Origin of the sequence: Streptomyces crystallinus, from assembly GCF_039521265.1 — a bacterium.
GTDB classification, from domain to species: Bacteria; Actinomycetota; Actinomycetes; order Streptomycetales; family Streptomycetaceae; genus Streptomyces; species Streptomyces crystallinus.
In genome coordinates, this window is record NZ_BAAACA010000001.1 from 281,044 (window position 1) to 306,975 (window position 25,932).

Here is a 25,932-nt window from a genome sequence, read left to right on the forward strand (position 1 = left end):
CCCTCTCGCTCGGTCCGTCCTGCTCTCCCAGGGAAGATACGTGCGGGAGCGCCCGGGAATTCCCCTGGCGCGGCACTCGGCGCGGGGCTGTCGGCGGGGTCTGAGAGAGTGGGCGCATGGACAATTCGGCCGTCAGCGCACCGCACATCGTCGTCGTCGGAGGCGGTATCTCCGGGCTCGCCGCCGCGCACCGCCTGCTGGGGTCGGGCGCGCGGGTCACCGTCCTGGAGGCCACCGCCCGCCTCGGCGGCAAGCTGTACGCGGGCGAGATCGCGGGTGCGCGCGTGGACCTCGGCGCCGAGTCGATGCTGGCGCGCCGCCCCGAGGGCGTCGGCCTCGCGCGCGAGGTGGGCCTGGCGGACCGGCTGCGGCCGCCCGCCGCGACGGCGGCGATCTGGACCCGGGGCGCGCTGCGGCCGATGCCCAAGGGCCATCTGATGGGCGTCCCCGCCGACCCCGCCTCCCTCGCCGGGATCGTCTCCCCCGAGGGCCTGGCCCGGATCGCCCAGGACCGCGAACTGCCGCCGACCGAGGTCGGGGAGGACATCGGCGTCGGCGAGTTCGTCGCCGGCCGCCTCGGCCGCGAGGTCGTCGACCGGCTGGTGGAACCGCTCCTGGGCGGGGTGTACGCGGGCGACGCCTACCGGATCTCGATGCGCGCCGCCGTGCCCCAGCTCTACACCGCCGCGCGCGAGAACGCCTCGCTGCTCGACGGCGTGGCCCGGGCCCAGGCGAAGGCCGCCGCCGCGCCGCAACAGGACGGCCCGGTCTTCATGGGCCTGGACGGCGGCATGGGCACCCTGCCGCTCGCGGTCGCGGACGCCGTGCGGGCCGCGGGCGGCCGCATCCTCACGCAGGCGCCGGTGCTCGCCCTGACCCGTACGGCCAAGGGCTGGCTGGTGCGTACGGACGCGCCCGAGGCGCCCGCGATCGAGGCGGACGGCGTGGTCCTCGCCTCGCCCGCCCGGTCGGCGTCCGCGCTGCTCGCCGCCGAGTCGCCGTCCGCCGCCGCCGAGTTGGCCGGCGTCGAGTACGCGTCGATGGCCCTGGTCACCATGGCCTTCCGGCGCACCGACCTGGAGCGCCTGGAGCGCAGCTCGGGCTTCCTTGTGCCGTCGGTCGACGGCCGCGCGATCAAGGCGTCCACCTTCTCCTCGTACAAGTGGCAGTGGGTCACCGACCGGGCCCCCGACCTCTTCGTGCTCCGCACCTCGATCGGGCGGTACGGCGAGGAGCAGCACCTGGAGCGCGACGACGCCGACCTGGTGGACATGTCGCTGGGCGACCTCGGGGCGGCGGTGGGTCTCGCCGCGAAGCCCGTCGCCACCGAGGTGACGCGCTGGACCGGCGGGCTGCCGCAGTACCCGGTCGGCCACCTCGCGCGCGTGGCGCGGGTCCGCGCCGCCGTGGCGAAGCTGCCCGGACTGCGGGTCTGCGGCGCCGCGTACGACGGGGTGGGCATCCCCGCGTGCGTCGCCGGGGCCCGGCGCGCGGCGGACGAGATCATCGCCACGTCGACCCTGGCGCAGAACACTCAGCGTGACGCGGGACAATAGCCTCATGAGTGCACCGGAAAAGATCCCGAACGCAGGGAAGAAGGCGAAGGACCTCAACGAGGTCATCCGCTACACGCTGTGGTCCGTCTTCAAGCTGCGCGACGTGCTGCCCGAGGACCGCACCGGGTTCGCGGACGAGGTCCAGGAGCTGTTCGACCAGCTCGCCGCCAAGGACATCACCGTCCGCGGCACCTACGACCTGTCCGGGCTGCGGGCCGACGCCGACCTCATGATCTGGTGGCACGCGGAGACGGCGGACGAGCTCCAGACCGCCTACAACCTCTTCCGCCGCACCAAGCTGGGCCGCGCCCTTGAGCCGGTCTGGTCGAACATGGCGCTGCACCGCCCCGCCGAGTTCAACAAGTCGCACATCCCGGCGTTCCTCGCCGACGAGAACCCGCGCGACTACGTCTCGGTGTACCCCTTCGTGCGCAGCTACGACTGGTATCTGCTGCCCGACGAGGACCGCCGCCGGATGCTCGCCGACCACGGCAAGATGGCCCGCGGCTACCCCGACGTGCGCGCCAACACGGTCGCCTCGTTCTCGCTCGGCGACTACGAGTGGCTGCTGGCCTTCGAGGCCGACGAGCTGCACCGCATCGTCGACCTCATGCGTCATCTGCGCGCCTCCGAGGCCCGGATGCACGTCCGCGAGGAGGTCCCGTTCTACACGGGCCGCCGCAAGTCCGTCGCGGACCTGGTGGCGGGCCTGGCCTGACGGCCGCCCCCACCGCGTATGCCCGGTGACCGGGCCCGTCGACCGCGGGCCCGGACTCACCCCTGACCCGGAAGATCAGAGAGCGGACGGCCGCAGCCCAGCCCTGGGCGCCGACCGCTCGTCCAGCGACACCGGGTTCGGCTCCGGGTGCGGCGCGCACGCAGCGCGCCGCACCGGCGTCCGTCCGGTCAGCAGATAGTCCACCAGGTAGCCGTTGACGCACTTGTTGGGACCGCCCCCGATGCCGTGCGTACCGGCGTCCTTCTCGGTCACCAGGACCGACCCCGGCAGTCTGCGCTGGAGCTCCAGCGCCCCGGGGTACGGCGTCGCCGCGTCCCGCTCGGCCGCCAGGATCAGCGTCGGCGGCAGCTGCCCGCGGCGCGTCCCCACGTCCACCGGCCGCTGCCGGGGCGCCGGCCAGTAGGCGCACGGCAGGTTCATCCAGGCGTTGTCCCACGTCTCGAACGGCGCGATCCGCGCGAGCGCGCTGTTGTCGCGGTCCCAGGTGGCCCAGTCCGTCGGCCAGGGCGCGTCGTTGCACTCGACCGCCGTGTACACCGCGTTCCCGTTCTCCTCGTCCCACGCCGCCTCCGGGCGCGGCGCGGCCTGCGCGATCAGCGGCTTGGGGTCGCCCTTGAGGTACGCCGAGAGCGCGCTGGCCCGCATCGCCCAGTAGTCGTCGTAGTACCCGGCCTTCAGATACGCCGACTGGAGCTGCGCGGGGCCGACCTTGCCGCCCGCCGGCTCCTCGGCCAGCCGGGCGCGCACCTTCTCGAAGTTCTCCAGGACCTGCTCGGCCGTGCTGCCCAGGTGGTAGACGCGGTCGTGCCGGGCGACCCACGCCCGGAAGTCCTCCCAGCGGCTCTCGAACGCGAGCGACTGGTCGAGGTTGTTGCGGTACCAGATCTGGCGCGGATCCGGGTCGACCGCCGAGTCGAAGACCATCCGGCGCACATGGGAGGGGAAGAGCGTGGCGTACACGGCGCCGAAGTACGTGCCGTAGGAGGCGCCCACGAACGTCAGCCTGCGCTGGCGCAGCGCCGCCCGCAGCACGTCGAGGTCGCGCGCGTTGTTGAGGCTGGTGTAGTGCCGCAGCGCCGCGCCCGCGTTCCGCGCGCAGCCCTGCGCGTACGCCTTGGCCTGCGCGATCCGCTCTAGCTTGTACGAGGGCGAGGGGTCGGTCGGGGACGGGGTGGGGGCCTTGGTGAAGTCCTTGGGGTCCTGGCAGGACAGCGGCGCGGAGCGGCCCACCCCGCGCGGGGCGTAGCCGACCAGGTCGTACGCCCCCGCGATCCGCTTCCACTCGGGCAGGGCCCCGACCATCGGGAAGTACATGCTGGAGGCGCCCGGGCCGCCGGGGTTGTACACCAGCGCGCCCTGCCGCTCGTCCTTCTTGCCGGTGGCGCGCACCCGGCTGACCGTGAGGGCGATCTGACGGCCCTTCGGCTTGGCGTAGTCGAGCGGGACCCGGAGCGTGCCGCACTGGATGCTGTCGGGCAGCATCTCCGCCTTGGGGCAGCGGCCGAAGGCGATGCCGGTGGCCGCGGCGCGCCGCGCGGCGACCACCGTGCCGTGCGCCTCGGCGGTGAGCGGGTCCACCCCGCCCGCCGGGGCGGCGGCCAGGGTGGAAAGAACGACGGAACTGAGCGTTCCGTACAGTACTGCTGCTCTCATCGCACATCCCTCTTGCGGTCCATCCGGAACGACAGGCCCGGCGTGCCGGTCCGGCACGACAAATCCGGCGCTCGACGGTTCGGTATAAAAGGGATGATTAGCGGATGAATTGATGAAGTAAAGCACCGCAGTGCGGTGCGCCGGGAGCAAAGTCGCCCGTCAGGCGGCCCGTTTGCCGCGCAGGGCGGTCCGCAGCTCCGGGTCCTCCACCGCGCTCACGCCCCGGACCGCCACGGCGGTGAGCGGGTCGCCCGCCGGGTCGATCCGGCCGAGCAGGCGCTGGCCGTCGGGGGAGGCCCAGCGGGTGTGCGGGTGGACCTCGAAACGGGCGATGAAGAGACAGCCGAGGGTGAGGACCGTCGGCAGCGAGAACCAGGCCGCGATCTCCGTCTGGGTGGCGCGGTCCTGACCGGGCATCAGGAGCGCGATCGCGCCGAGGGTGACGGTGAGCGCCGCCGCGCCGCGTACGGCCCGCACGGAGGCCGTGACGCCCGTCCTGGTGGCGTCCGGGACGGCGAGCCCGGCCGCCGCGAGCCGGTCGGCCAGCGCGTGCACCGCGTCGGCGGCGGCCGCGGCCGACCGGATCGCCGCTATCCGGGCCTGTCCGCCGGGGCCGATCGCGCCTATCACCGACCGCTCCAGGTCGTCCCGGCCCTCCGGGTCGACGACCGTGGCCCAGCCGGTGTGCGCGAGCAGCAGCCGCCGGGCCCGGTGCATGGTGACCAGGGTCAGATCGGTGACCCGCAGCGGGCCGCCCGCGAGGAAGGCGGCCTCGTACAGCGAGAGGCCGAGTTCCGGGTCCCGGGTGACTGGGCCCTGGTCGGCCGCCGCGGACGCGGCGAGGCAGAGCCGCCCGCACGAGACGGCGGACGCGAGGCACGCGGCGACCAGGAAGAGAACCCAGAACATGGCCGAGTTGTATGTGAAGCGGTCAGCTCGGCGCCATGGCTTTCCCATGATGTGGACATGGAGTTATCGGTTCGTTACGGAGTGTCGGGGCTCGCGGCCGGGTCCTCGGCGGGGCCACCGGTCGGGTTGGCGCGGCTGGCGGCGGGCGGCAGCGGGAACGACGGGGTGACCGGGACGGGGGAGGCGGGAGTGGCGCCCGGGGTGGGCGGGGGAGGGCCGCTGGGGGAGGCGGTGGTGCCCGAGACGCTGTCCCGGGCCAGCGCGTCGAAGTCGACGAGACCGGTCGCCTCCAGCATCCGGATGTGGTCCAGGACGGTCGTGTTGGCGTCGTCGGCGAGGGCGCGCACCAGCGAGTTGCGGGTGTTGGCCCGGATCTGCGCGACCAGCGAGAACACCTTCCCGTGCGCCGAGCGCAGGATGTTGGCGAAGTCCTTCTCGTACGTGGTGCCGCTCTCCGAGGTCAACGTCCTCAGCCAGCCCCGCTGTTGCTCGTTGGGCTGGCTCGGCAGCTCCATCCCGAGCTGGGCCGCGACCTCGCGCACGCGCGCGTCGAGGAAGGCGTGCCCGTCGACGAGGTGGTGCCCGGCAGCCGTGACGGCGGCACTGGGCGCCCGCTCGACGGCCTGCTGCCCGGCGGGCAGCTCCCACAGCCCCGCGAGTCTGACCCGTACGACGAAGTCCCGGTCGGCGGCCGAGAGCGGCCCCCAGCGGGTGGGCACGGAACCGGCGTTGAGGTTGGCGAGTCCGGTGCCCGAGCGGTCGGCGTAGGACCAGACGGGGAAGAGCAGGGCGGCGATGGTCGCGGTCAGGGCGACAGCGACCAAGCCGGTACCGGAAAGGAATATCCGACGCATGAAAGCCTCCAAGTGCGGTGCGCACGGTAATGCGGAGGCGGGTGATCCGGGGAGTGTTTTGAGGAAAACGGTGACGGGACGGTGTGGGAGGCATCACGAGTCGGCCGAGCCCCGGGTGCGCTCCGGGGACCGGTGGTACCGTGCCCGCCCGCGCCCGGCGGGGTCTAGGCGGCCCTGACGAGCCCGCGCAGGACGCGGGCCGCGCGGCCCTGCCGCCTCGGGCCGGAGCGCTCCTTCTGCCAGCGCCCCAGCTGCCGTGCGACGCCGTCGTCGAGGCCGCCCCGCTCGATCAGCGCCGCCACGAAGTCGAGGGCGTCGCGGCGGTAGCCGTCCCGCAGGGGTCGCGCCTTGGCGTACGCGAGGTACGCCGGCCGGTAGGCGTCCTTGAGGATCCGGGGCAGCTCGGGCGCCACCTTGGCCACGACGTCCGCCCGCTTGGCGGCGAGGGCCCGCGCCTGGACGCGCAGACGCGCGGGGTCGAAGCCGGGGGGCACGGGGGTGCCGGCGACCAGGGCGGAGAGGAGAGAGGTCTGGGCGACCGCGAGCCGCGTACGGCGGGCTTCTTCTTCCCCACCCCGCCCCTTCCCGAAGTCCCTTGGCCGGGCGGCCGGCGCTACGTCTGCGGGCCGCGGGTGGCTGGTCGCGCAGTTCCCCGCGCCCCTGGGGGGTGCTGCCTCGGCGGTGTTCGAGGGGCGGAGCCCCGAGGTTGAGGGGCGCGGGGAACTGCGCGACCAGCCCCCACCGGCCCGCAGGTCACCGCGGCGCCCGGGGCGCAGCCCCGAAGCGGGGTCCTGGGGCGCAGCCCCCGGGCCCGGTGACGCCCCCGCCACCACGGCGCGGATGGCCGACAGTTCCCCGGCCAGCTCCGCCTCCGGCGGAAACGCGTCGTCGCGCTCCAGCAGCACCCCCGGCGGCGACACCCGCCCCACCAGCTCCGCGAGTACCTCCAGCACCTCCGCCCCCACCGGATGCGCATGCGTGTCGTGCCACACGCCGTCCTTCTCCACGCCCCCGGCGACATGCACGTACGCGATCGCCTCCACCGGCAGCTCCGCGAGCGCCTTCGCCGGGTCCTCACCCCGGTTCACCCGGTTGGTGTGGAGGTTCGCCACGTCGATCAGCAGCCGCACCCCCGTACGGTCGACCAGCTCCGCCAGGAACTGGCCCTCCGTCATGTCCTCGTCCGGCCAGTTCACCAGCGCCGCGATGTTCTCCAGCGCCAGCGGCACCGGCAGGTGGTCCTGCGCGATGCGGACGTTCTCGCAGAGCACCTCCAGCGCGTCCCAGGTGCGCGGCACCGGCAGCAGATGCCCCGCCTCCAGCCGCGGCGACGCGGTCAGCGCACCCCCGGCCCGTACGAACGCGATGTGCTCGGTGACCAGCGGCGACGACAGCGCCTCGGCCCGCGCCGCCAGCTCGGCCAGCCGCCCGGCGTCGGGCCGGTCCGCGCCGCCGAGGCCCAGCGAGACGCCGTGCGGCACCACCGTGACCCCGCGCGCCCGCAGCCGTACCAGCGACTCGGGAAGGCGGCCGGGGCAGAGGTTCTCGGCCACCACCTCCACCCAGTCGACGCCCGGCAGCCGCTCGACCGCGTCGGCGATCTCCGGCCGCCAGCCGATGCCCGTCCCCAGCTTGAGCTCCATGGTGGGCCTCCCCCGGCCGCGGATGTCCTGGCGGTCATGGCGCGCGGAGCGGCCATGACGTGTGGAGTGGTCATGACCCCGCCAGGCCCGCGCCAACCCGCAGACCCCCACGTTCAGAGCTTCATTTGAGGTTGCCGCTCACCTCGTGCGGGCGCGTACCTCACACCCACCGGCTCACTTCTGCGTGGCCAGCGCGTCGTAGTCCACCAGCCCCGTCGCCTCCAGCATGTTGATGTGGTCGAGGACCGTCTGGTTCGCGTCCTGCGCCAGATCGCGCACCAGGGAGTTGCGGGTGTTGGCCCGGACCTGGGCGACCAGGCTGAACACCTTGCCGTGGGCGCGCCGCAGCAGATTGGCGAACTTGGTCTCGTAGTCGCGGCCCTGCGCCGCCGAGAGTTCCTTGAGCCAGCCCTGCTGCTGCTCGTTGGGCTGGTTGGGCAGCTCCATGCCGAGCTGCGCGGCGACATCGCGCACGTGCTTGTCCAGCGAGGTGTGCCCCATCACCAGGTGGTCCCCGGTCGCCTTGATCGCCGCGCTGGGTGCCCGCTCCTGCGCCTGCTGCCCGGCGGGCAGCTCCCACAACCCGGCCAGCCGGACCTTGGTCACGAACTCGCGGTCGGTGGGCGAGAGCGGCCCCCACTTGGTCGCCACGGACGCCGAGTCGAGGTTCGACTTGTCCGTCCCCAGCCGGTCGGCGTACGACCAGACGGGGAAGGCGAGCGCGCCGATGGTGGCGGCCAGCGCCACGATGATCAAGGCCGTTCCGTTGAAGCGGCTGAGTGTGCCGATCCCCTCGGTCCGGTCCGTCCGTCCGATGCGTCGCATCAACATGCCTCCCGTGCAGGCAACTTGGCAGTACCGGGAGGTACGGACGGGACGGGAGTTGCGTTCAGATCGTCTGGGGGGACGCGACCGGGGCCGTCAGCCGAGCCGCGGCCGCAGCCGCGCCCGCAGCGCCGGGTGGTCCGCCACCACCGTGCACGACCCCGGCGCGATCTCCGTGAAGCCCGCGTCCCTGACCACCGGCAGCCCGCTCGACGTCAGCGCGGTCCAGCGCTCACGCGGCGCGACCCGTACCGACAGGGCGAAGTCCGCCTCGCGCCACGCCGTGCGCTCCGCGTCCGTCAGTTCCCACCAGGCGAGCTGGGCGCCATGGCCGGCCTGGGCCATCGTCTTGCCCGCCGACATGTCGAGCTCCGGGTTGAGCCACAGCACCGGCGCCAGCGGGTCGGCGGCGGGCGGCTCGGCCGGATCGTCCAGGTCCGTGCCCGAGACCTGGAGCTTGAGCAGCTCCTTGGGCCAGCCGTCCAGCGGCACCGGCGGGAAGACCCGCACCTCCGCGGACTTCCCGGTGACCGTGATGCCCGGCAGCGCGGACGCCTTGCGCCACTCCGCGCCGCGCGCCCGCCGCACCACCTTGCGGATCCTCGCGTCCTGCCAGTCCCGCACGGCCCGCGCCCACTCGCCCTCGCCCAGCGACCGCTCGTCGGCGAGCATCACCAGAACGGCCCGGGCGGCGGTCTCCAGCGCGTCCGTACGGGCCGGCGGCTCGGCCTTCTCTATGCGGACGACCAGCGGGAGGACGTACTGGGGGGCCTCGTCGCGTACGTTCGGCTGCTCCTCGAACGGGCTCTCGGCGGGTGTCACGGGGGTCTCTTCGCTGCTCACCCGACCAGTCTGCCAGCCCCCGGTTCCCGGGTTCTTGGCGGAACGAACCCTTCCGGGACAGGATGCCTCGCATGAAGAGCGATCTTTTTACATCGGAGCACATGGCGCAGCCGGCCACCGAGGCCGGAATGACCCTGCAGAACGCCAAGTCCATCAAGTACGCGGTCAACGGCGAGATGCTCGCGCGCCAGGGGGCGATGATCGCTTACCGCGGCAACCTCCAGTTCGAGCGCCGGGGCCAGGGCATAGGGGGCATGCTCAAGCGTGCCGTCACCGGCGAGGGCCTGCCGCTGATGGCGGTCAAGGGCCAGGGCGAGGCGTGGTTCGCGCACGAGGCGCAGAACTGCTTCGTCGTCGACATCGAGCAGGGCGACGTGCTGACCGTCAACGGCCGCAACGTCCTCTGCTTCGACGCCTCCCTCTCGTACGAGATCAAGACCGTCAAGGGCTCCGGGATCGCCGGTGGCGGCCTCTTCAACAGCGTCTTCACCGGCTGGGGCCGACTCGGCCTGGTGTGCGAGGGCAACCCGCTGGTCATCCCGGTCAGCGCGCAGCAGCCGGTGTACGTCGACACGGACGCGGTGGTGGGCTGGACCGCCAACCTGAGCACCTCGCTGCACCGCTCGCAGTCCATCGGCTCGATGATCCGCGGCGGCTCCGGCGAGGCGGTGCAGCTGATGCTCCAGGGCGAGGGCTACGTGATCGTCCGGCCGAGCGAGGTGACACCGAAGAAGGCGGAGCAGCACTGATCGCTGCGCTGTGCTGCCCGGACTTTGTCTGCGGGTGAGCGGTGGGTTGCTCGCGCAGTTCCCCGCGCCCCTGGGTAGGACGGCCAGTTCGGGCGGTTTTTCCGCGCCCTCGGGGGCCCGCTTTCGTCTGCGGGTGAGTGGTGGGCTGGTCGCGCAGTTCCCCGCGCCCCTAGGCAGGACGGCCAGTTCGGGCGGTTCTCCGTGTCCCCGGACCCGTCGTCGTCTGCGGGTTGTGGCCGCTTCTCGCGCAGTTCCCCGCGCCCCTAAAAGCCTGCGGCTGAGGCGGGTGCTTCGGCCGCCCCCCCGGGGGCCTTGGGCTGGCCTGCGTTCCCGGCTGCGGCCAACCCCCTGAGGGGCGCGGGGAACTGCGCGAGAAGCGGCCACCGGCTCGCAGCCGACGAACGACCCAGGGGCGCGGGGAACTGCGCGACCAGCCCACCACTCAGCCGCAGACAAAGACCGGGCACAAAAGGGGCGCGGGGAACTGCGCGACCAGCCCACCACTCAGCCGCACACAAAGACCGGGCTCACCGCCCCGCGGACGCGCCGATCAGCTCGGACACCTTCACGAAGCGGTACCCGCGCCCCCGCAACTCCGGCACGATCCGCCGAACCGCCCGCTCCGTGACCGGCGCCGCGCTGCGCGTGCAGTGCATGACCACCAGCGACCCCGGCTTCACCCCCGCCAGCACCTGCTCCGCCACCGCGTCCGCGTCGTGCGCGAACGCGTCCCCGCTCACCACGTCCCACTGCACCGCGGTCATCTTCAGCGGCGCCAGCGCCCGCAGCACCTCGTCGTCGTAGCAGCCGCCGGGGAAGCGGAAGTACGGCACCGCGTCACGCACCCCCGCCTTCTTGAAGGAGGCGGTCGCCTTCTCGACGTCGGCGCGCATCCGCTCCCGGCCGACGACGGGCAGCCCGTAGCAGGGGGACTTGAAGGCGTAGTGGCTGTACGAGTGGTTGGCGACCTCGAAGTTCGGGTCGGTCCCGATGGCGCGGGCCTGGGCCGGGTACTCGTCGGCCCACCGGCCCGTCATGAAGATGGTGGCCGGCACCTTGAGCCGCCGCAGGTCGGCGATGAGCGCGGGGTTGTCGAAGCGCTCGCCGCCCGCCGCGCGCGCCCCCTGGTCGGCGGTCATGTCGGCGTCGAAGGTGAGCGCGACGATCTTCTGGCCGCCCTGGGGAGCGCGGCTGAACACCGGGGTGAGGCCGCCGGGCCCGGGCGCGAGCGTGGGTACCTGCCGGGGAGCCCGCGCGGGGGCGGAGGCGGACGCGGAGGGCGCGGCCGGGGCCGTGGAAGGCCGACCGGCCCCCGGCGCCGCCTTCGCGCCACGGTCGACGGGAGCGGGATCGGAGCCGCAGCCCGCCAGCGCGGCACCGAGAACGGCAATCGCCAGCAGCTTTCGTACAGAAATGGTCACGGGCGGAAGTTATCCGATCATGCGCTTAACGGCGGCGTACACGGCCGTGGGACCCCATACGTTTCCGGCCAATGAGTGAACCGGAAGGAACCGGTCCGATAACCCGGCGCCCGGGAGCGCGCAGGGGCCCGCGAGCGCGCCTCGGCAGAGCTCGCGGGCTCGGTCGCGCGCCGGACACCCGGACGGTCGCGCGCCGGTTCCCGTTCGCCGCAGGAAAGCCGCATATGCGGGACGGGCTGCGCGATCGGCCGTGTTCGGCCGGGGTGTTCGCCGCCGCGAAGCGAGGAGGGCGGCTGCGGCCGGTGCCACCGCACCCGGGGGAGGCGGACATTCCCCTTTCGCCGTACGGGAGCCGGTAAGCGCCTTCCCCGGCGGCCGCGTCCGTACAGAGCAATCGGTTTCTTTGCCGAGCGCTTACGGAGTCCAATTCCAGCCTCGGCGACACGGCTCTTGTCGCTCCGGCGGACCCGTGGTTAGGCTCCCGCTCGTTTCGAATCCTGCACACTTTCTTCGCAACCTGACCAACTGTGGGGTGGCTGTGCGTGAACCAGGGTTATCGGCCTTGGCAGAGGTGCGGCCGCAGCGGCCGCAGTGGCTGAAGTCCAAGCCATGGCGGCGTGCTTCGTCACCAGTGGGGCGCTAGTGGGATCCGCCACCGCGGCCGTCGGCAAGACGGCCGTCCGCGGGCCGCTGCCCCGGGACGTCCGGCTGTTCTGGTGCGCGAGCGCCGCCGACGCGCTCGGCAGCCAGGCCTCCGGCGTCGTCCTGCCGCTGCTGCTCCTGGGCCTCGGGTACTCCGCCGCGACCGTAGGGCTCGTCGCGGGCGTGTCGACCGCGGCCGGGCTGCTCCTCGCCCCGCTCGCCGCCGTGCCCGCCGACCGGGGCGCGCGCAAAACGGTGATGCTCTGGTCCGCCATGGTCTCCGCGCTCGCCATGGGCGGGGTCGCCGTGGCCGCCGCCGCGGGCCGTCCGCCGCTCACGCTGCTGCTGGGCGCGGTCCTGGTGGAACGTTTCTCCACGGCCGTGTACGAGGCGGCCGCGGCCGGCACCGTGGCGCTGATCGCGCCGCCCGCCGACAGCCCCCGGGTGGTCGCCGGACTCACGGCCGCAGACCAGGGCGCGCTGGTCGTCGGCCCGGCCCTGGGCGGCGCCCTCTACCAGGCCTCCCGCGCCCTGCCCTTCGTCGCGGACGCGCTCTCGTACACGGTCGCGGCGGTGTGCGTGGGCGCGCTGAAGTCGGACCTGCGGCCGGGGGAGCAAGCGCTGCGGGAGACTCCGGGACCGCCCCCGGGGAAGGCCCCGCAGGCCTCGGGGCACGCCGCTTCCCCCGCCGCCCCGAGTCCGGCGGACCCTCGCCGAAGCCGCCCGCGCGGGGCCGCCCTGCGCGCCGAGCTGGGCGCCGGGCTCGCCCTCGTCCGCACCTCGCCCTTCCTCCGGCTCGTCCTGATCTGGACGGCCACCGTCAACGGCGTGATCGTCGCGCTCTACTACGGCGCCGTCTTCACCCTCCAGAAGAGCGGCGACGGCGGCACCCCGATGGGCCTGGTCCTCGCGCTCTCCGGCGCCGCCGGGCTGGTCGGGTCGCTGGCCGCCCCCCGGGTCGTGGGCCGGATCGGCGCGGCCCGCCTCCTGGTCACCGTCTCGTGGCTGCTCGTGCCGCTCGCCGCCGCGCTGGCGAGCGCCGAGGGCCCCTGGGCGTACGGCGCCCTGTTCGGGGTGTTCTGCCTGCTGATGCCGCTGGTCACCGTGGTGCTCCAGTCCCGGGCGATCCAGGAGACCCCGCCCGCGCTCCAGGCCCGGACCGGCGCGGTCCTCGCCACCGCCGTCGGCGGCTCCGCCGCCCTCGCGCCCGTCCTCGCGGGCGTGTGCGCCGCGCGCGCCGGCACGGCGGCGCCCGCCGTCGCGAGCGCGGCGGTGCTGACCCTGCTCGCCTGCTGGACGACGTACGTACGGATCCCGGCGCGGGGAGCCGCCGTATGACCGGCCGCTACCAGGTCTACCGGGCCGCGCTGCCCGAGGTGTGCGCCGCCGACCCGGCGCGGATGACGTTCACCGGCGACGCCGAGGGCCGCTGCGAGGTGTTCACCTGGGACGCCCGGACCGAACGGATCCGGCAGGTCACCGACCGGCCGCAGGGCACCTTCCACCACGCCCTCGACCCCGACGGCCACGTCTGGTGGTTCGACGAGGACGAGCACGGCGCCGGGCACTGGCGGTTCCAGCCCTTCGGCGGCGGCGCCGACCGCCCCGGTCTGACCGGAACGGCCGCGGGCGAGCCGCGCGGCCTCGCCGTCAGCGACAGCGGCACCGTCGCGATGGGCCTCGGGGACGCGCTGACCACCGCCGTCCACATCGGCGTACGCGGCGGCCCGGCCCGCGAGGTGACGCGCGTCGACGGCCACGCCACCCTCGGCGGCCTCACCCCCGACGGCCGCCTCCTCGCCGTCAGCGGCGCGGCGGGCTCGGCGCGGGCCGTGACCGTCCTGGCCGACGACGGCGCCACGCGCGCGGTGCTGCCCGGCGACGGCCCGCACGGCAGACTCTGGTCGCTCGGTTTCGCCCCCGCCGGCGACCGCGCCGAACTGCTCCTCGTACGCGAGGCCGACGACCGGTATCTGCTGGCTGGGTGGCGGCCGGGGGACGCGGCGGTGACCATCCACTCCTGGTGCGCCTTCGACACCGAGTTCACCGCCCTCTGGCACCCCGACGGCCGCTCGGTCCTGGTCCGCCAGGACCGCCACGGCCGCAGCTCCCTGCACCGCGTCGACCTGCGCGCCCGTACCGTCGAGCCCGTGCCGACCCCGCGCGGCACCCTCTTGGACGCCGCCCCCCGCGCCGGAAGCGACGTCCACTACCTCTGGACGGACACCGCCCACCCGCCCAGGATGGCCTCCACCGCCGGGACCCCGCTGCCGCCCACGCACGGCATCCCCGCCCCGGTGCCCGGCGAGCACCGCGACTTGTGGACGCCCGGCCCCGACGGTCCGGTGCACAGCCTGCTCAGCCTGCCCGAGGGGCGTAAGGGCCCGGTGCCCGCGGTGTTCCTCGTGCACGGCGGGCCCGCCGACCACGACCGGGACGCCTACGACGGCGTGGTCCACTCCCTGGTCGCCTCCGGCTTCGCCGTCGTCCGCGTCAACTACCGCGGCTCCACCGGCTACGGACCGCGCTGGCGCCGGGCGTTCGGCCAAGGCGTCGGCCTCACCCAGGTCGAGGACCTGGCCGCGGTACGCGCCGACCTCGTCGCGCGCGGTGTCGTACGCGCCGGCGCGGCCGGGCTGTGGGGCACCTCCTGGGGCGGCTACCTCGTCCTGCTCGCCCTCGGACTGCGCCCAGGCCTGTGGCAGGCGGGCGTCGCGGTCAAGCCGGTGGCCGACTGCGCCGCCGCCTACCGCACCAGCACCCCGGCCCTGCGCGCCCTGGACGAGCGGCTGTTCGGCGGCACCCCCGACGAGGTGCCCGAGCGGTACGCGCGCAGCTCGCCCCTGCGGTACGCGGCCGCCGTGCGCGACCCGCTCCTGGTCGTCGCCGCGACCCGGGACGCCAAGTGCCCGCCCGGCCAGGTCCGCGACTACCTCGCCGCCCTGCGCCACGCGCGCGTGCCCCACGAGTCGATGTGGCTGGAGACCGGCCACGACGGCTACCAGGCGGACGACCACGTGGCGGTGCTGCGCCGCGCCGTGGTCTTCCTCGACCGCGAGCTGCGCGGCCCCCGCCGCGCGGCCGCCCCCAAGACTCCCCGCTCGGACCGGAGCGGGGATTCCGGACGGGTCCGCACCAAGGCCCCCGCCGGAACAGGCACCACCCGACACGATGAGAGGAGTTCCCATGCAGAAGGACATCATCCAGAACGACCCGCTCGCGGGTGACGAGGAGAACCGCAAGCCCAGCGTCGGCGTGACCATCAAGGTTCCGTTCCGTAACGCCGAGGACGGCGAAGAGGACTGATCCTCGCCGGCCGGCCCGGCGGTCTCGACCGCCGGGCCGGCCGGTGCCGGCCCCCGGGGCCCGGCCCCTTTTTCCTTACGTCCGTGCACCCCGCGAGGAGTCGACATGCGTGTTCTGCTGGTCAATATGCCCTGGTCGCCGATCGACCTGCCGTCACTGGCCCTGGGAATCCTCAAGCGCAGCGTCGACGAACGCGTGCCGGGCGGCAAGGCGGAGGTGCTGCACGCCAACCTCGAATTCACCGACTGGATCACCCGGCGCACCGAATTCACCGCCGACGACTACGAGTACTACGCGCTCTCCTCCTATTTCATGGGCTGCGGCGACTGGGTCTTCTCCTCCGCCCTTTACGACGACCCCGCCTGGCGCGACCAGGAGTTCGCGGACGCGATGAAGGGCAAGCTGCGCAAGTCCCGGCTGCGTATGTCACAGGAACTGCACCGCGCCGTGCCGGAGTTCGTCGAGATGATCGCCGAGCGGATCGTCGCGTACGCGCCCGACGTCGTCGGCTTCACCTCCACCTTCCAGCAGAACACCGCGGCCCTCGCCGCCGCCAAGCACGTCAAGCGGCTCGCCCCGCACATCGTGACCGTCATGGGCGGCGCCAACTGCGACGGCGAGCAGGGCGAGGCCGTCCACCGCAACTTCCCCTTCGTGGACCACGTCATCCGAGGCGAGGGCGAGACCGCCTTCCCGCAGCTGCTCACCGCCATCGGCGAGGGCTCCGACCCCGGCGTGCTCGCCAAGGTGCCGGGCCTGTGCCACCGCGGCGCCGACGGCACGAGCGTGGCCAACCCGATGGCCACCAGCCCGATCCCGCCCGCGGCGATCCTGCCGCCGGACTACAGCGGCTACTTCGAGCGCCTGGGCACCTCGGTCGCCCGCAACTGGGTCGAGCCGAAGCTGGTGGTCGAGGGCGCCCGGGGCTGCTGGTGGGGCGAGAAGCACCACTGCACCTTCTGCGGGCTCAACGGCTCGTTCATGCAGTACCGCTCCAAGACCCCGGAGACCTTCTACTCGGAGATCATGGAGCTGGCCCGGCAGCACCGGGTCCTCGACATGTACCTCGTCGACAACATCCTCGACATGGGCTACCTCTCCACGGTCCTGCCCCGCATCATCGAGAGCGGCTACGACCTGCGCATGCACATCGAGATCAAGGCCAATATGCGCCGCAGCCAGCTCCGTACGCTCGCCGACGCCGGACTGATCTACGTCCAGCCGGGCATCGAGAGCCTCAACAACCGCGTGCTCGACCTCATGGACAAGGGCGTCAGCGGCTGCCAGAACGTCCGGATGCTCCGCGACGGCGCCGAGACCGGCCTCTCGGTCGCCTGGAACTACCTCCACGGCTTCCCGGGCGAGACCGCCGAGGACTACGACCCGGTGATCGCCCAGATACCGGCACTCGAACACCTCAACCCGCCGGTCGACCTGTCCGCGCGCATCGCCATCGAACGCTTCAGCCCCTACTTCAACCGCCCCGAGCTCGGCTTCGACGGCCTGCGCCCCGAGGAGCACTACCGCTTCACCTACGACCTGCCCGAGTCCGAGCTCTACGACCTCGCGTACGTCTTCGAGGCCCCGCAGCGCGGCATCGGCGAGCCCACGGTGACCGCCCTCAACGACGCGCTCGACGCCTGGAAGAAGAACCACGCCGACGCCCGCCTCACCCACGCCGACCTCGGCGACCGCATCGTCCTGGTCAGCCGGCGGCGGATGTTCTCCTGGCGCGCGATGGAGCTCACCGACCCGTACGAGCTGGTCGCCTTCCGCCTCCTGGACCAGCCGCACACGGCCGCCGCCCTCACCCGCAAGGCAGCCGCCCGGGCCAAGGACGCCGCCCGCGACGAGGGCGAGGTGCAGCGGCTGCTCGACCGCTGGGTGGAGCTCGGCCTGGTCTTCACCGACGGCGGCCAGTACGTCCACATCGCGCCCTCCGCCGTCAACGAGGACCTGCTGCGCCTGGACTTCATGCGCCACGCCCACGCGGCGCTCGACGCGGCCGGGCAGCCCGCGAGCCCGGAGCCCGCCCGCCCCGAGCCCGCCCACGTATGACCCGACCGCAGACCGCGAAGACCGTACGAGCCGGAGGACCAGCCCGATGAGCACCGCCCTGACCCCGCGCACCGCGGCCCTCACCGTCGCCGCCTGGCGCGACTACGACCCCGACGCCTGCGCCCTGCCCGGCATGGCCCTGGGCGACCTCGAACTGACCGGCCCCGCGGGGGAGGAGGCCGACCGGCTGTGGGAGGCCGGCGTGCGCCGTGTCCGGCTCGCGGAGCCGGTCGACCTCGCCGACCTGAGCGCCCCGGGCGCCGCCCGGCAGGCCGTGCGCGCCCTGAGCCTGGCGCGGGACCTGACCGCCCGCGCCGTCCTGGTCGAGTGGAGGCTGCGGCTCGACCCGGCGGCCGACGCCGACACCTGGAAGGTCCTCAGCCATATCCAGCCACCGCAGCGCATCGACGGGCCGGCCGGCGCGGCCGAGGCGCTGCGCCAGTGGCGCGAGGGCCACTACCTCTGCAAGTGCCTGTGGCGGCAGGGCCCCGGCTTCGTCCAGATCCGCGACCGCCGCTGGGGCGACCTGCGCCGCTTCACCGCGGACGAGCCCGAGTACCACGAGGTCATCAAGGCGCTGGTCTACGGCGCCCCGGCGGACTCGGTCCCGCCCGCCGTCCTCGCCGACTTCCGCTCCGAGAAGCTGGTCCTCGAGGTCGGCGAGCTGGCGTGGTGGCTGCCGTACCGGGTGAACCGGTGGATCCAGGAGGCGATGGCCATCTGACCGGCCGGGGCCGCGGTCAGCCGAGGAGCCGCTCGCGGCACTCCTCGACGTCGAAGTCGCCCTTGGGATACTGCGGGTCGAGCGCCCGCAGATGCTCCAGGAGGAGCCGGCTGACCGCCCAGTTGCGGTACCACTTGCGGTCGGCCGGCACCAGGTACCAGGGGGCGGCGTCCGTCGAGCACCGCTCCAGGGCCTTCTCGTACGCCTTCTGGTAGTCCAGCCACAGCGCCCGCTCGTCGATGTCGCCCGGGTCGAACTTCCAGTGCTTGTCCGGGTCGTCGAGCCGCTCCAGCAGCCGGCGCCGCTGCTGCTCGTGGCCGATGTGCAGGAAGACCTTGACCACGCTCACCCCGTCGTCGGCCAGCGACTGCTCGAACCGGTTGATCTGGCCGTAGCGACGGCCCAGCTGCCGGCGCGGCACCAGCTCGTGGACCCGGGCGATCAGTACGTCCTCGTAGTGGCTGCGGTCGAAGATGCCGATCTCGCCCGGCTGCGGCAGCGCCCGCATGATCCGCCACAGGAAGGGGTGGTTCAGCTCCTCCCGGGTGGGCGTCTTGAACGACCTGATCCGGCAGCCGGACGGGTTGAAGAAGCCGATGACGTGCTTGACCGTGCCGCCCTTGCCGCTGGTGTCCATGCCCTGGAGCACCAGCAGCAGCCGGCGCCGGTCGCCCGCCGTGCTCGCCGCGTACAGCCGCTCCTGGAGCTCGGCGAGCTCGTCGCCCATCCCGGCGGTCGCGGCCAGCCCCTCCGCCTTCGTCCGCGGCCCGCCCGGGGTGGCATCGGGCGCGTACGAGGAGAGGTCGACGCGTGCACCGCCGGGGACACGCAGCAGCCGGCGCAGATCCCGCCGCTCGGGCTTCTTGCCGTCGCCCTTGCCGCTCTTGCCGCCTTTGCTGGCCACTGCGCACCCCTCACGGTCGGTTCCCTCGATCGTGCGACGGAACGCGGCGCGGCGCGAGCGCTACCGGGCGAAGGGGCCCGTCACCGCGAAGGTCGTCCCCGGTGTGTAGCAGTTGACGTACATCGTGTGCCCGTCCGGAGCGAAGGTGACCCCGGCGAACTCGCCCCACTCGGGGCTGCCGGGCTTGCCGATGTCCTGCCGCCCGCGCGCCATCGGGTACACCCGGCCGCGCCGGGTCAGCCCGAAGACGTGCTGGGCGCCGTTGCCGTCCTCGCACACCATCAGCCCGCCGTCCGGGGCCAGACAGATGTTGTCCGGGGACTCACCGGGCAGCTGGACGTCGGTGGCCGGGCCGAAGACCACGATCAGGGTGAGGCGGCGGCGCCTCGGCTCGTACCGCCACACCTGGCCGAAGTGGTCGGCGCCGGAGCCCTCCGCCACGCGCGCGTAGCTGGAGACGAAGTAGACGCAGTCGCCGCTCCAGTAGCAGCCCTCCAGCTTCTGCGCGTGCGTGATGCCGGGCGGTCCGAAGTCCTGGAGCCGTACGGGGGTGTGCCGGGCCGACGGGTCGGGCACCCGCACCCACTCGATCCCCTCGAAGCAGGCTCCCGGCTCCTGGACCACGGAGAGGTCGGGCACGTCCGGGACGCGCATCGCCTCCAGCGTGCCGCCCGCGCGCAGCGAGCCCGTACCGCCCAGCGGCCGGTTCGGCAGGAAGCGGTAGAAGAGCCCGAAGGGCCGGTCGAAGGCGTCCTCGGTCTCGTACACGACACCGCGGTGCGGATCGACGGCGATGGCCTCGTGCTGGAAGCGGCCCATCGCGGTGAGCGGTACGGCCCCGGTGCGGCGCGGGTCGGCGCCGTCGACCTCGAAGACGAAGCCGTGGTCCTTGGTGTAGCCGTTGGTGCCGGCCCGGTCCTCGGTCTCCTCGCAGCTCAGCCAGGTGTTCCAAGGGGTGCGGCCGCCCGCGCAGTTGACGGCTGTGCCGCTGAGGGCGACCCGTTCGGACAGCACCCGGTTGTCGCAGTCCAGCTCCAGGGCGGTACACCCGCCCTTGCCCATCGGGTCGTACACCAGCCCCTCGACCCGGGGGACCGGGATCGCGGCGGTCACCCGGTTCTCGTGGTTGCGGACCAGCCGGACGCCGCCGTGGCGCCCGGCGAACGCGGCCATGCCGTCGTGGTTGCTCGGCACCCGCCCCTCGCCGGAGCGCAGCGGGTCGCCCTCCCGGGAGAGCACCCGGTAGCGGAATCCTTTCGGCAGGTCCAGCAGCCCGGCCGGGTCGGGCACCAGCGGCCCGTAGCCGCGCCGGCTGGGGGCGGCTGCCGCCGGGCCCCCGCTGAAGAGTTCGGCTACCGCGCCCGTGAAGGCGACCGCGGCGGCCGAGGCGCCGGTGCGGGCGAGGATCTGACGTCGTGTTGCTCGCGCTTCGGACATGAGGCAACTCCCCTGTTGGCGGACAGGAAGACGTGACCCGCATGATCTATCACGCGTTCGGGTGATGCGTGAACCATGCGGGCCGTGTCGCCTCGGGTGGCCGAAAGAGGCCGCCGGATCAGGCCAGTTCGGCCGTCAGCGTGATGGTCGTGCCGGTCAGCGCCTGGCTGACGGGGCAGTTCTTCTTGGCGTCCTCGGCGGCGGCCACGAAGCCCTGCTCGTCCAGACCCGGCACCTCGCCGCGCACGGTGAGGTGGATTCCGGTGATGCCCTCACCCGGCTGGAAGGTCACGTCCGCCTTGGTCTCAAGGCGGGTGGGCGGGTTGCCCGCGCCGGTCAGCCCGTGCGAGAGGGCCATGGAGAAGCAGCTGGAGTGGGCCGCCGCGATGAGCTCCTCCGGGCTGGTCTTGCCGTTGGCCTGCTCGGCGCGCGAGGGCCAGCTGACCTGCTGCGAACCGATGCCGGAGGAGTCGAAGGTGACGGTGCCCGAGCCCTTGAGGAGCTCGCCCTCCCAGACCGTGTGCGCCGTACGCGTGGTGGCCATGATGTTTCCCTTCTGGTGGCTCAGGGGGTTTACGGCCCCCGGTACGCCAAACCTACTGCTCCACCAGCCCCTTCGCGTCGCGCGCGAGGGCGGTGAGCCGGGAGATGGCCCGGAAGTACTTCTTCCGGTAGCCGCCGTTCAGCATCTCGTCACTGAACAGCCGGTCGAAGGGGACCCCGGACGCCAGCACCGGCACCTCGCGGTCGTAGAGCCGGTCGGCCAGCACCACGAGCCGCAGCGCCGTCGACTGGTCGGGGACCGGCCGCACATCGGTCAGGCACACGGCCTTCACCCCGTCGGTGAGCGCCCCGTACCGGCTGGGGTGGACCCGCGACAGATGGCCGAGGAGCCCCGGGAAGTCGTCGAGCGCCGCGCCCTCCGTCGCGTACGCGGCCTTGGCCACCTGCTCGTCCGAGTACGGCGCCGGGGCCTCGGGCAGCCCCCGGTGGCGGTAGTCCTCGCCGTCGATCCGCAGCGGGCGGAAGTGCGCCGACAGGCCCTGGATCTCGCGCAGGAAGTCCACGGCCGCGAACCGGCCCTCGCCCAGCTTGCCGGGCAGCGTGTTGGAGGTCGCCGCCAGCGCCACGCCCTGCTCCACCAGCTTGCCGAGCAGCGACGACACCAGGACCGTGTCGCCCGGGTCGTCCAGCTCGAACTCGTCGATGCAGAGCAGCCGGTGCCCGCTCAGGGTGCGCACGGTCTGCTGGAAGCCCAGCGCGCCGACCAGGTTGGTGAGCTCCACGAAGGTGCCGAAGGCCTTCAGCGCGGGCTCGGCCGGGGTGGCGTGCCACAGCGAGGCCAGCAGATGGGTCTTGCCGACGCCGTACCCGCCGTCCAGATAGACCCCGCGTGGCCCAACGGGCGCGGACGGCTTCCTGGCGAACCACTTGCGGCGCCCGCCACCGCTGGCGTGCGCCCCGCCCAGACCGGCCGCGAAGGAGGCGAGCACCGTGACGGCCTCGCGCTGGCTGGGCTGGTTCGGGTCCGGTACGTACGTCTCGAAGCGGACCGAGTCGAACCGCGGCGGCGGCACCATCTCGGCGACCAGACGGTCGGCGGGGACATGGGGCTCGCGCGCGCAGAGCGACAGCGGGGCCGCTTCGGTTATGGGGCTGGTCGACACAGTTCCCCACTGTAAGCGCCATGTAAGACTGCACGGATGCGACGCCTGTTCCCTGTGACCGACCAGACATCCGCCCGCGACGACGGCGAGTGGTCGTTCGACGCACTGGCCGACGCCTACGCGTACCCCGAGACGGAGGGCCCCTGGCTGCGGGCCAACATGGTCTCCTCGCTGGACGGCGCGGGCCAGCACGAGGGCCGCTCCCAGCCGCTCTCCTCCGAGACCGACATGCGGATCTTCGGCACCCTGCGGGCGCTGGCCGACGTGGTCGTCGTCGGCGCGGAAACGGTACGCCAGGAGGGTTACCGCCCGGCCCGGTCGCGGGAGGTCTTCGCGGCCCGGCGCGCGGCCGCGGGCCAGGGCCCGGCGCCGGCGATCGCGGTGGTGTCGGCCGGCCTCGGCCTCGACTTCAGCCTGCCCCTGTTCACCTCGCCGCTGGTGCCCACGATCATCCTGACCGGCGCGTCCGCGCCCCCGGACCGGGTCCACGAGGCGGAGGTGGCGGGCGCCGAGATCGTGATCGCGGGCGACGGGCCGGGCGTGGAGCCCGCCAGGGCCGTCGAGGCGCTGGCCGAGCGCGGGCTGCACCGGATGCTCACCGAGGGCGGGCCGCGCCTCCTCGGCCAGTTCGTGGCCGCCGGAGTGCTCGACGAGCTCTGTCTGACGGTCTCGCCGCTGCTCACCGCGGGGAGCGCGCAGCGGATCGCCGGAGGGCCCCCGGTGAGTGCGCCGGAGCACTTCCGGCTGGAGTCGCTGCTGGAGGAGGCCGGGTTCCTCTATACGCGTTACCGTCGGATCTGACAATCAGCGGAATTTGCCGTTCCGGTTAGCTTCCGACGGGCACACTTACTCACGCAGACCCCGTGCGGGCACGGGGAAGGATGGTTTCCGCAGGGGCGGGTAACCACGTCGAGGCCCCGCCGCCTCGCGGGGCACCGGCCGGAGTGAAGAGAAGGGCGTTTGTCGTGTTCACAAGCGTATTGATGATCGAGAAGCCCCTGACCTCCGTAGACGTGGAATTCGTCACCACCCTGCACGGCGACGAGCCCGTTTCCTTCGTCGTGCTCATGCAGCCCCGGGGCGACCAGGACCGGCTGCTGCGCGCCATCGACGACGTGGCCCTCGGCGAACTCGAAGAAGCCGTCCACGAGGCCGGCGAACCCGCGGGCCCGGCCGCCAAGGCCCCCGCCGAGCGCGCCCTGGAGCACTCGCTCCAGTCCCTGCGCGGCACCGGCAGCGCCGCCGTCGGCCGGCTCGTCGAGGACCACCCCCTCGACCTGCTGAAATCCGTCGTCGACGAGGTGAACGCCGACGAGGTCATCGTGCTGACGGCGCCGCACTACGTGGAGGAGTTCTTCCACCGCGACTGGGCCTCCCGGGCCCGCCACAAGGTCGGCGTCCCGGTCCTCAAGCTCTTCGCGCACAGCGAGGAGGCGCACAGCGAATAGGGTGATGGCTCACCTGCCCGCTCAGCCGGGCAGGTGGCGTCAGCCCGCACCGGCTGACCACACCCCGTACGCAGCGCACCCCCGGGAGACACACGCAAATGGCACCCGCGATCCCCACCGCCATGGAACGGCCGCACTTCATCGGCATCGGTGGTGCCGGAATGTCGGGGATCGCGAAGATCCTGGCCCAGCGCGGCGCGAAGGTCGCGGGCAGCGACGCCAAGGAGTCCGCCGCCGCGGAGGCGCTGCGCGCGCTCGGCGCGACCGTCCACATCGGGCACGCCGCCGAGCACCTCGCCTCCGACGCCAGCAGCGTCGTCGTCTCCAGCGCCATCCGCGCCGACAACCCCGAGCTCGCCCGCGCGGCCGCGCTCTCCATCCCCGTGGTCCACCGCTCCGACGCGCTCGCCGCACTCATGGGCGGCCTGCGCGCCATCGCCGTCGCCGGCACCCACGGCAAGACGACCACCACCTCGATGCTGGCCGTCGCCCTCACCGAGCTGGGCCTCGACCCCTCGTACGCCATCGGCGGCGACCTCGCGGAACCCGGCACCAACGCCCGCCACGGCGAGGGCGACATCTTCGTCGCCGAGGCGGACGAGAGCGACCGCAGCTTCCAGAAGTACGACCCCGAGGTCGCCATCGTCCTCAACGTCGAACTCGACCACCACGCCAACTACGCCTCGATGGACGAGATCTACGACTCCTTCGAGACCTTCGTCGGCAAGGTCGTCCCCGGCGGCACCCTCGTCGTCTCCGCCGACCAGGACGGCGCCGTCGAGCTCACCCGCCGGGTCCGCGACCTCTCCTCGCTCAAGGTCGTCACGTACGGCGAGGACGAGCACGCCGACGTACGCGTCCACAAGATCACCCCGCGCGGTCTGACCAGCGAGGTCACCGTCCTGCTCGGCGGCAAGTACCTGACCTTCACGGTCTCGGTCCCCGGCCGCCACTACGCCCTCAACGCGGTGGCCGCGCTCGCCGCCGGGGTCGCCCTCGGCATCCCGGCGCACAACCTGGCCTCCGCCCTCGGCAAGTACACCGGCGTCAAGCGCCGCCTCCAGCTCAAGGGCGAGGCCGCCGGCGTCCAGGTCATCGACTCGTACGCGCACCACCCGACCGAGATGACGGCCGACCTGGAGGCGATGCGCGGAGCCGCCGCCGACTCGCGGCTGCTCGTCGTCTTCCAGCCGCACCTCTTCTCCCGCACCCAGGAGCTGGGCACCGAGATGGGCCGCGCGCTCGCGCTGGCCGACGCCTCGGTGGTCCTGGACATCTACCCCGCGCGCGAGGACCCGATCCCGGGCATCACCAGCGAGCTGATCATCGACGCGGCCCGAGCGGGCGGCGCCGATGTCACGGCGGTCCACGACAAGACGACGGTGCCGGACGTGATCGCGGGAATGGCCAGGCCCGGCGACCTCGTTCTCACCATGGGCGCGGGCGACGTGACGGACCTGGGCCCCCAGATCCTGGCCCGCCTGTCGAACTGAGGGAGTCCCTGCCATGTCGTACGAGGTCGAGAAGCCGGACGAGCAGTGGCGGGCGGAGCTGAGCCCGGCGGAGTACGCGGTACTGCGCCAGGCCGGCACCGAGCCCGCGTTCGTGGGTGAGTACACGGACACCAAGACGAAGGGCGTCTACTCCTGCCGGGCGTGCGGCGCGGAGCTCTTCACCTCGGAGACGAAGTTCGAGTCGCACTGCGGCTGGCCGTCCTTCTTCGACCCGAAGGACACGGACGCGGTGGAGCTCATCGCCGACCGCTCGCACGGCATGGTCCGCACGGAGGTGCGCTGCGCCCGCTGCGGCTCGCACCTGGGCCATGTCTTCGAGGGCGAGGGCTACCCGACCCCGACGGACCAGCGGTACTGCATCAACTCGATCTCGCTGCGGCTGACGGCGGACGAGGCCTGAGAGACGGGTCCGGCGCGGGCCCGGACCGGGTCCGGACCGGACCCGCGCCGGGTCGGCCTCCGGATCAGGTCGGCGGCAGTTGACTCCGGACCCGGAAGTGCGTACAGTTCTTCGAGTTGTCGCGGAGCCGGTACGGTTCTGCCACAGCCCTCCGCCGCAGACTTGCGGCAACCCAACTCAGCACAACCTCCTCACCGGGATGAATTTCGGCATGCCGAATTTTATTTCGAATGGAGTGGATGGTTCGAACGGCCCCGATTAGGAGCCGCCCGGGAAATCCGCTAGAGTCTGGGACGTCGGAACGGCCCAACAGCCGGAAAGACAAAACGACTTGACCTGGGAGACCGGGAATCGGACACGAAAGAGTCTGATAGAGTCGGAAACGAAGGAAGCGCCCGGAGGGCCCGGTAACGGGAACAAAGGAAGCGTCCGTACCTTGAGAACTCAACAGCGTGCCAAAAGTCAACGCCAGATTGACAACCCCGGCCCACCGCTTGTCGGTTGGGTTGGAGGTTCCTTTGAAAAGTCCATCCGCTTGCGGGTGGCAACAACACAGCGAGGACGCTGAGGACGACTGGTCATATTCCGACCTGGTCGTCCCGCTCTTTCGTGGTGTGGACCCGATTACGGGTAAACATTC

21 protein-coding genes and 1 pseudogene are annotated in these 25,932 nt (G+C 72.9%); 11 read left to right on the forward strand and 11 right to left on the reverse strand.

The genetic code is table 11. The features are described from left to right. Positions 1-116: 116 nt before the first annotated feature. Positions 117-1,556 (forward strand): protoporphyrinogen oxidase, encoded by a 1,440-nt coding sequence (gene hemG, locus ABD236_RS01145; RefSeq protein WP_344068659.1) that lies wholly within the window; start codon positions 117-119, stop codon positions 1,554-1,556. Between the two features lie 4 nt (positions 1,557-1,560). After that, on the forward strand, positions 1,561-2,274 hold the full coding sequence (gene hemQ / locus ABD236_RS01150) for a hydrogen peroxide-dependent heme synthase (protein ID WP_344068662.1): 714 nt from the start codon (positions 1,561-1,563) through the stop codon (positions 2,272-2,274). A gap of 75 nt (positions 2,275-2,349) precedes the next feature. Here hemQ and ABD236_RS01155 read toward each other — a convergent pair whose 3' ends face one another. The 6 genes and pseudogenes from ABD236_RS01155 to ABD236_RS01180 all read right to left on the reverse strand — a co-directional run bounded on the left by ABD236_RS01155 (position 2,350) and on the right by ABD236_RS01180 (position 9,022). Then, complete coding sequence (locus tag ABD236_RS01155; RefSeq protein WP_344068665.1) at positions 2,350-3,948, reverse strand: alpha/beta hydrolase; 1,599 nt, start codon at positions 3,946-3,948, stop codon at positions 2,350-2,352. A 159-nt stretch (positions 3,949-4,107) separates the two neighbouring features. Further along, the gene (locus ABD236_RS01160; RefSeq protein WP_344068668.1) at positions 4,108-4,857 is read right to left on the reverse strand and encodes a TIGR04222 domain-containing membrane protein; all 750 of its coding nucleotides are present in this window, start codon (positions 4,855-4,857) and stop codon (positions 4,108-4,110) included. Positions 4,858-4,931: 74 nt separating this feature from the next. Beyond that, on the reverse strand, positions 4,932-5,711 hold the full coding sequence (locus ABD236_RS01165) for a DUF4142 domain-containing protein (RefSeq protein WP_344068671.1): 780 nt from the start codon (positions 5,709-5,711) through the stop codon (positions 4,932-4,934). A 164-nt stretch (positions 5,712-5,875) separates the two neighbouring features. Continuing rightward, positions 5,876-7,354, reverse strand: a complete 1,479-nt coding sequence (locus ABD236_RS01170) for an MbnB/TglH/ChrH family RiPP precursor modification enzyme (RefSeq protein WP_344068674.1) — start codon at positions 7,352-7,354, stop codon at positions 5,876-5,878. 180 nt (positions 7,355-7,534) lie between these two features. Then, positions 7,535-8,179: pseudogene (locus tag ABD236_RS01175) on the reverse strand (DUF4142 domain-containing protein); the annotation flags it as partial. Between the two features lie 96 nt (positions 8,180-8,275). Further along, positions 8,276-9,022: a peptidyl-tRNA hydrolase gene (locus ABD236_RS01180; protein WP_344068677.1), complete on the reverse strand. Its 747-nt coding sequence runs from the start codon at positions 9,020-9,022 to the stop codon at positions 8,276-8,278. 71 nt (positions 9,023-9,093) lie between these two features. On the opposite strand from ABD236_RS01180, the gene ABD236_RS01185 reads away from it, so the two are divergent. Further along, on the forward strand, positions 9,094-9,771 hold the full coding sequence (locus ABD236_RS01185; protein WP_344068680.1) for an AIM24 family protein: 678 nt from the start codon (positions 9,094-9,096) through the stop codon (positions 9,769-9,771). Positions 9,772-10,298: 527 nt separating this feature from the next. On the opposite strand, the gene ABD236_RS01190 is transcribed toward ABD236_RS01185, so the two are convergent. Then, entirely contained in the window at positions 10,299-11,192 is an 894-nt protein-coding gene (locus ABD236_RS01190; protein WP_344068683.1) for a polysaccharide deacetylase family protein, read from the reverse strand. Positions 11,193-11,834: 642 nt separating this feature from the next. Here ABD236_RS01190 and ABD236_RS01195 point away from each other — a divergent pair. From ABD236_RS01195 to ABD236_RS01210, 4 genes are all read left to right on the forward strand, one after another. Further along, a complete protein-coding gene (locus ABD236_RS01195; protein WP_344068687.1) occupies positions 11,835-13,172 on the forward strand; it encodes an MFS transporter in 1,338 nt (445 codons plus the stop codon). Then, entirely contained in the window at positions 13,169-15,061 is a 1,893-nt protein-coding gene (locus ABD236_RS01200; protein ID WP_344068690.1) for a S9 family peptidase, read from the forward strand. The genes ABD236_RS01195 and ABD236_RS01200 overlap by 4 nt, the downstream gene beginning before the upstream one ends. Positions 15,062-15,245: 184 nt before the next feature. Beyond that, positions 15,246-17,198: a RiPP maturation radical SAM C-methyltransferase gene (locus ABD236_RS01205; protein WP_344068693.1), complete on the forward strand. Its 1,953-nt coding sequence runs from the start codon at positions 15,246-15,248 to the stop codon at positions 17,196-17,198. Between the two features lie 46 nt (positions 17,199-17,244). Further along, complete coding sequence (locus ABD236_RS01210) at positions 17,245-17,922, forward strand: DUF5825 family protein (RefSeq protein WP_344068696.1); 678 nt, start codon at positions 17,245-17,247, stop codon at positions 17,920-17,922. Between the two features lie 16 nt (positions 17,923-17,938). On the opposite strand, the gene ABD236_RS01215 is transcribed toward ABD236_RS01210, so the two are convergent. From ABD236_RS01215 to zapE, 4 genes are all read right to left on the reverse strand, one after another. Further along, on the reverse strand, positions 17,939-18,826 hold the full coding sequence (locus ABD236_RS01215; RefSeq protein ID WP_425543797.1) for a PPK2 family polyphosphate kinase: 888 nt from the start codon (positions 18,824-18,826) through the stop codon (positions 17,939-17,941). A 60-nt stretch (positions 18,827-18,886) separates the two neighbouring features. Then, a complete protein-coding gene (locus ABD236_RS01220) occupies positions 18,887-20,263 on the reverse strand; it encodes an alkaline phosphatase PhoX (protein WP_344068699.1) in 1,377 nt (458 codons plus the stop codon). A gap of 118 nt (positions 20,264-20,381) precedes the next feature. Beyond that, positions 20,382-20,807, reverse strand: a complete 426-nt coding sequence (locus ABD236_RS01225) for an OsmC family protein (RefSeq protein WP_344068702.1) — start codon at positions 20,805-20,807, stop codon at positions 20,382-20,384. A 52-nt stretch (positions 20,808-20,859) separates the two neighbouring features. Continuing rightward, positions 20,860-21,930, reverse strand: coding sequence for a cell division protein ZapE (zapE, locus tag ABD236_RS01230; RefSeq protein WP_344068705.1), 1,071 nt, complete (start codon positions 21,928-21,930; stop codon positions 20,860-20,862). Positions 21,931-21,966: 36 nt separating this feature from the next. Between zapE and ABD236_RS01235 the strand changes: the two genes are divergently transcribed. The 4 genes from ABD236_RS01235 (at position 21,967) to msrB (ending at position 25,292) form a co-directional block, all read left to right on the forward strand. Further along, positions 21,967-22,731 carry a pyrimidine reductase family protein gene (locus ABD236_RS01235; RefSeq protein ID WP_344068708.1) on the forward strand — a complete coding sequence of 255 codons (765 nt, stop codon included), beginning with the start codon at positions 21,967-21,969 and terminating at the stop codon, positions 22,729-22,731. Between the two features lie 182 nt (positions 22,732-22,913). Next, complete coding sequence (locus ABD236_RS01240; protein ID WP_344068711.1) at positions 22,914-23,378, forward strand: indole-3-glycerol phosphate synthase; 465 nt, start codon at positions 22,914-22,916, stop codon at positions 23,376-23,378. A 98-nt stretch (positions 23,379-23,476) separates the two neighbouring features. Beyond that, a complete protein-coding gene (murC, locus tag ABD236_RS01245) occupies positions 23,477-24,871 on the forward strand; it encodes a UDP-N-acetylmuramate--L-alanine ligase (RefSeq protein ID WP_344068714.1) in 1,395 nt (464 codons plus the stop codon). Between the two features lie 13 nt (positions 24,872-24,884). Further along, positions 24,885-25,292 carry a peptide-methionine (R)-S-oxide reductase MsrB gene (gene msrB / locus ABD236_RS01250; RefSeq protein WP_344068717.1) on the forward strand — a complete coding sequence of 136 codons (408 nt, stop codon included), beginning with the start codon at positions 24,885-24,887 and terminating at the stop codon, positions 25,290-25,292. The last annotated feature ends 640 nt before the right edge of the window (positions 25,293-25,932 follow it).

What these genes read in the sequence shown, in the direction of transcription:
- hemG (WP_344068659.1), top strand. Translation starts at nt 117, where the DNA reads ATGGACAATTCGGCCGTCAGCGCACCGCACATCGTCGTCGTCGGAGGC.
- hemQ (WP_344068662.1), top strand. Translation starts at nt 1,561, where the DNA reads ATGAGTGCACCGGAAAAGATCCCGAACGCAGGGAAGAAGGCGAAGGAC.
- ABD236_RS01155 (WP_344068665.1), bottom strand. Translation starts at nt 3,948, where the DNA reads ATGAGAGCAGCAGTACTGTACGGAACGCTCAGTTCCGTCGTTCTTTCC.
- ABD236_RS01160 (WP_344068668.1), bottom strand. Translation starts at nt 4,857, where the DNA reads ATGTTCTGGGTTCTCTTCCTGGTCGCCGCGTGCCTCGCGTCCGCCGTC.
- ABD236_RS01165 (WP_344068671.1), bottom strand. Translation starts at nt 5,711, where the DNA reads ATGCGTCGGATATTCCTTTCCGGTACCGGCTTGGTCGCTGTCGCCCTG.
- ABD236_RS01170 (WP_344068674.1), bottom strand. Translation starts at nt 7,354, where the DNA reads ATGGAGCTCAAGCTGGGGACGGGCATCGGCTGGCGGCCGGAGATCGCC.
- ABD236_RS01185 (WP_344068680.1), top strand. Translation starts at nt 9,094, where the DNA reads ATGAAGAGCGATCTTTTTACATCGGAGCACATGGCGCAGCCGGCCACC.
- ABD236_RS01200 (WP_344068690.1), top strand. Translation starts at nt 13,169, where the DNA reads ATGACCGGCCGCTACCAGGTCTACCGGGCCGCGCTGCCCGAGGTGTGC.
- ABD236_RS01205 (WP_344068693.1), top strand. Translation starts at nt 15,246, where the DNA reads ATGCGTGTTCTGCTGGTCAATATGCCCTGGTCGCCGATCGACCTGCCG.
- ABD236_RS01210 (WP_344068696.1), top strand. Translation starts at nt 17,245, where the DNA reads ATGAGCACCGCCCTGACCCCGCGCACCGCGGCCCTCACCGTCGCCGCC.
- ABD236_RS01220 (WP_344068699.1), bottom strand. Translation starts at nt 20,263, where the DNA reads ATGTCCGAAGCGCGAGCAACACGACGTCAGATCCTCGCCCGCACCGGC.
- ABD236_RS01225 (WP_344068702.1), bottom strand. Translation starts at nt 20,807, where the DNA reads ATGGCCACCACGCGTACGGCGCACACGGTCTGGGAGGGCGAGCTCCTC.
- ABD236_RS01235 (WP_344068708.1), top strand. Translation starts at nt 21,967, where the DNA reads ATGCGACGCCTGTTCCCTGTGACCGACCAGACATCCGCCCGCGACGAC.
- ABD236_RS01240 (WP_344068711.1), top strand. Translation starts at nt 22,914, where the DNA reads ATGATCGAGAAGCCCCTGACCTCCGTAGACGTGGAATTCGTCACCACC.
- murC (WP_344068714.1), top strand. Translation starts at nt 23,477, where the DNA reads ATGGCACCCGCGATCCCCACCGCCATGGAACGGCCGCACTTCATCGGC.
- msrB (WP_344068717.1), top strand. Translation starts at nt 24,885, where the DNA reads ATGTCGTACGAGGTCGAGAAGCCGGACGAGCAGTGGCGGGCGGAGCTG.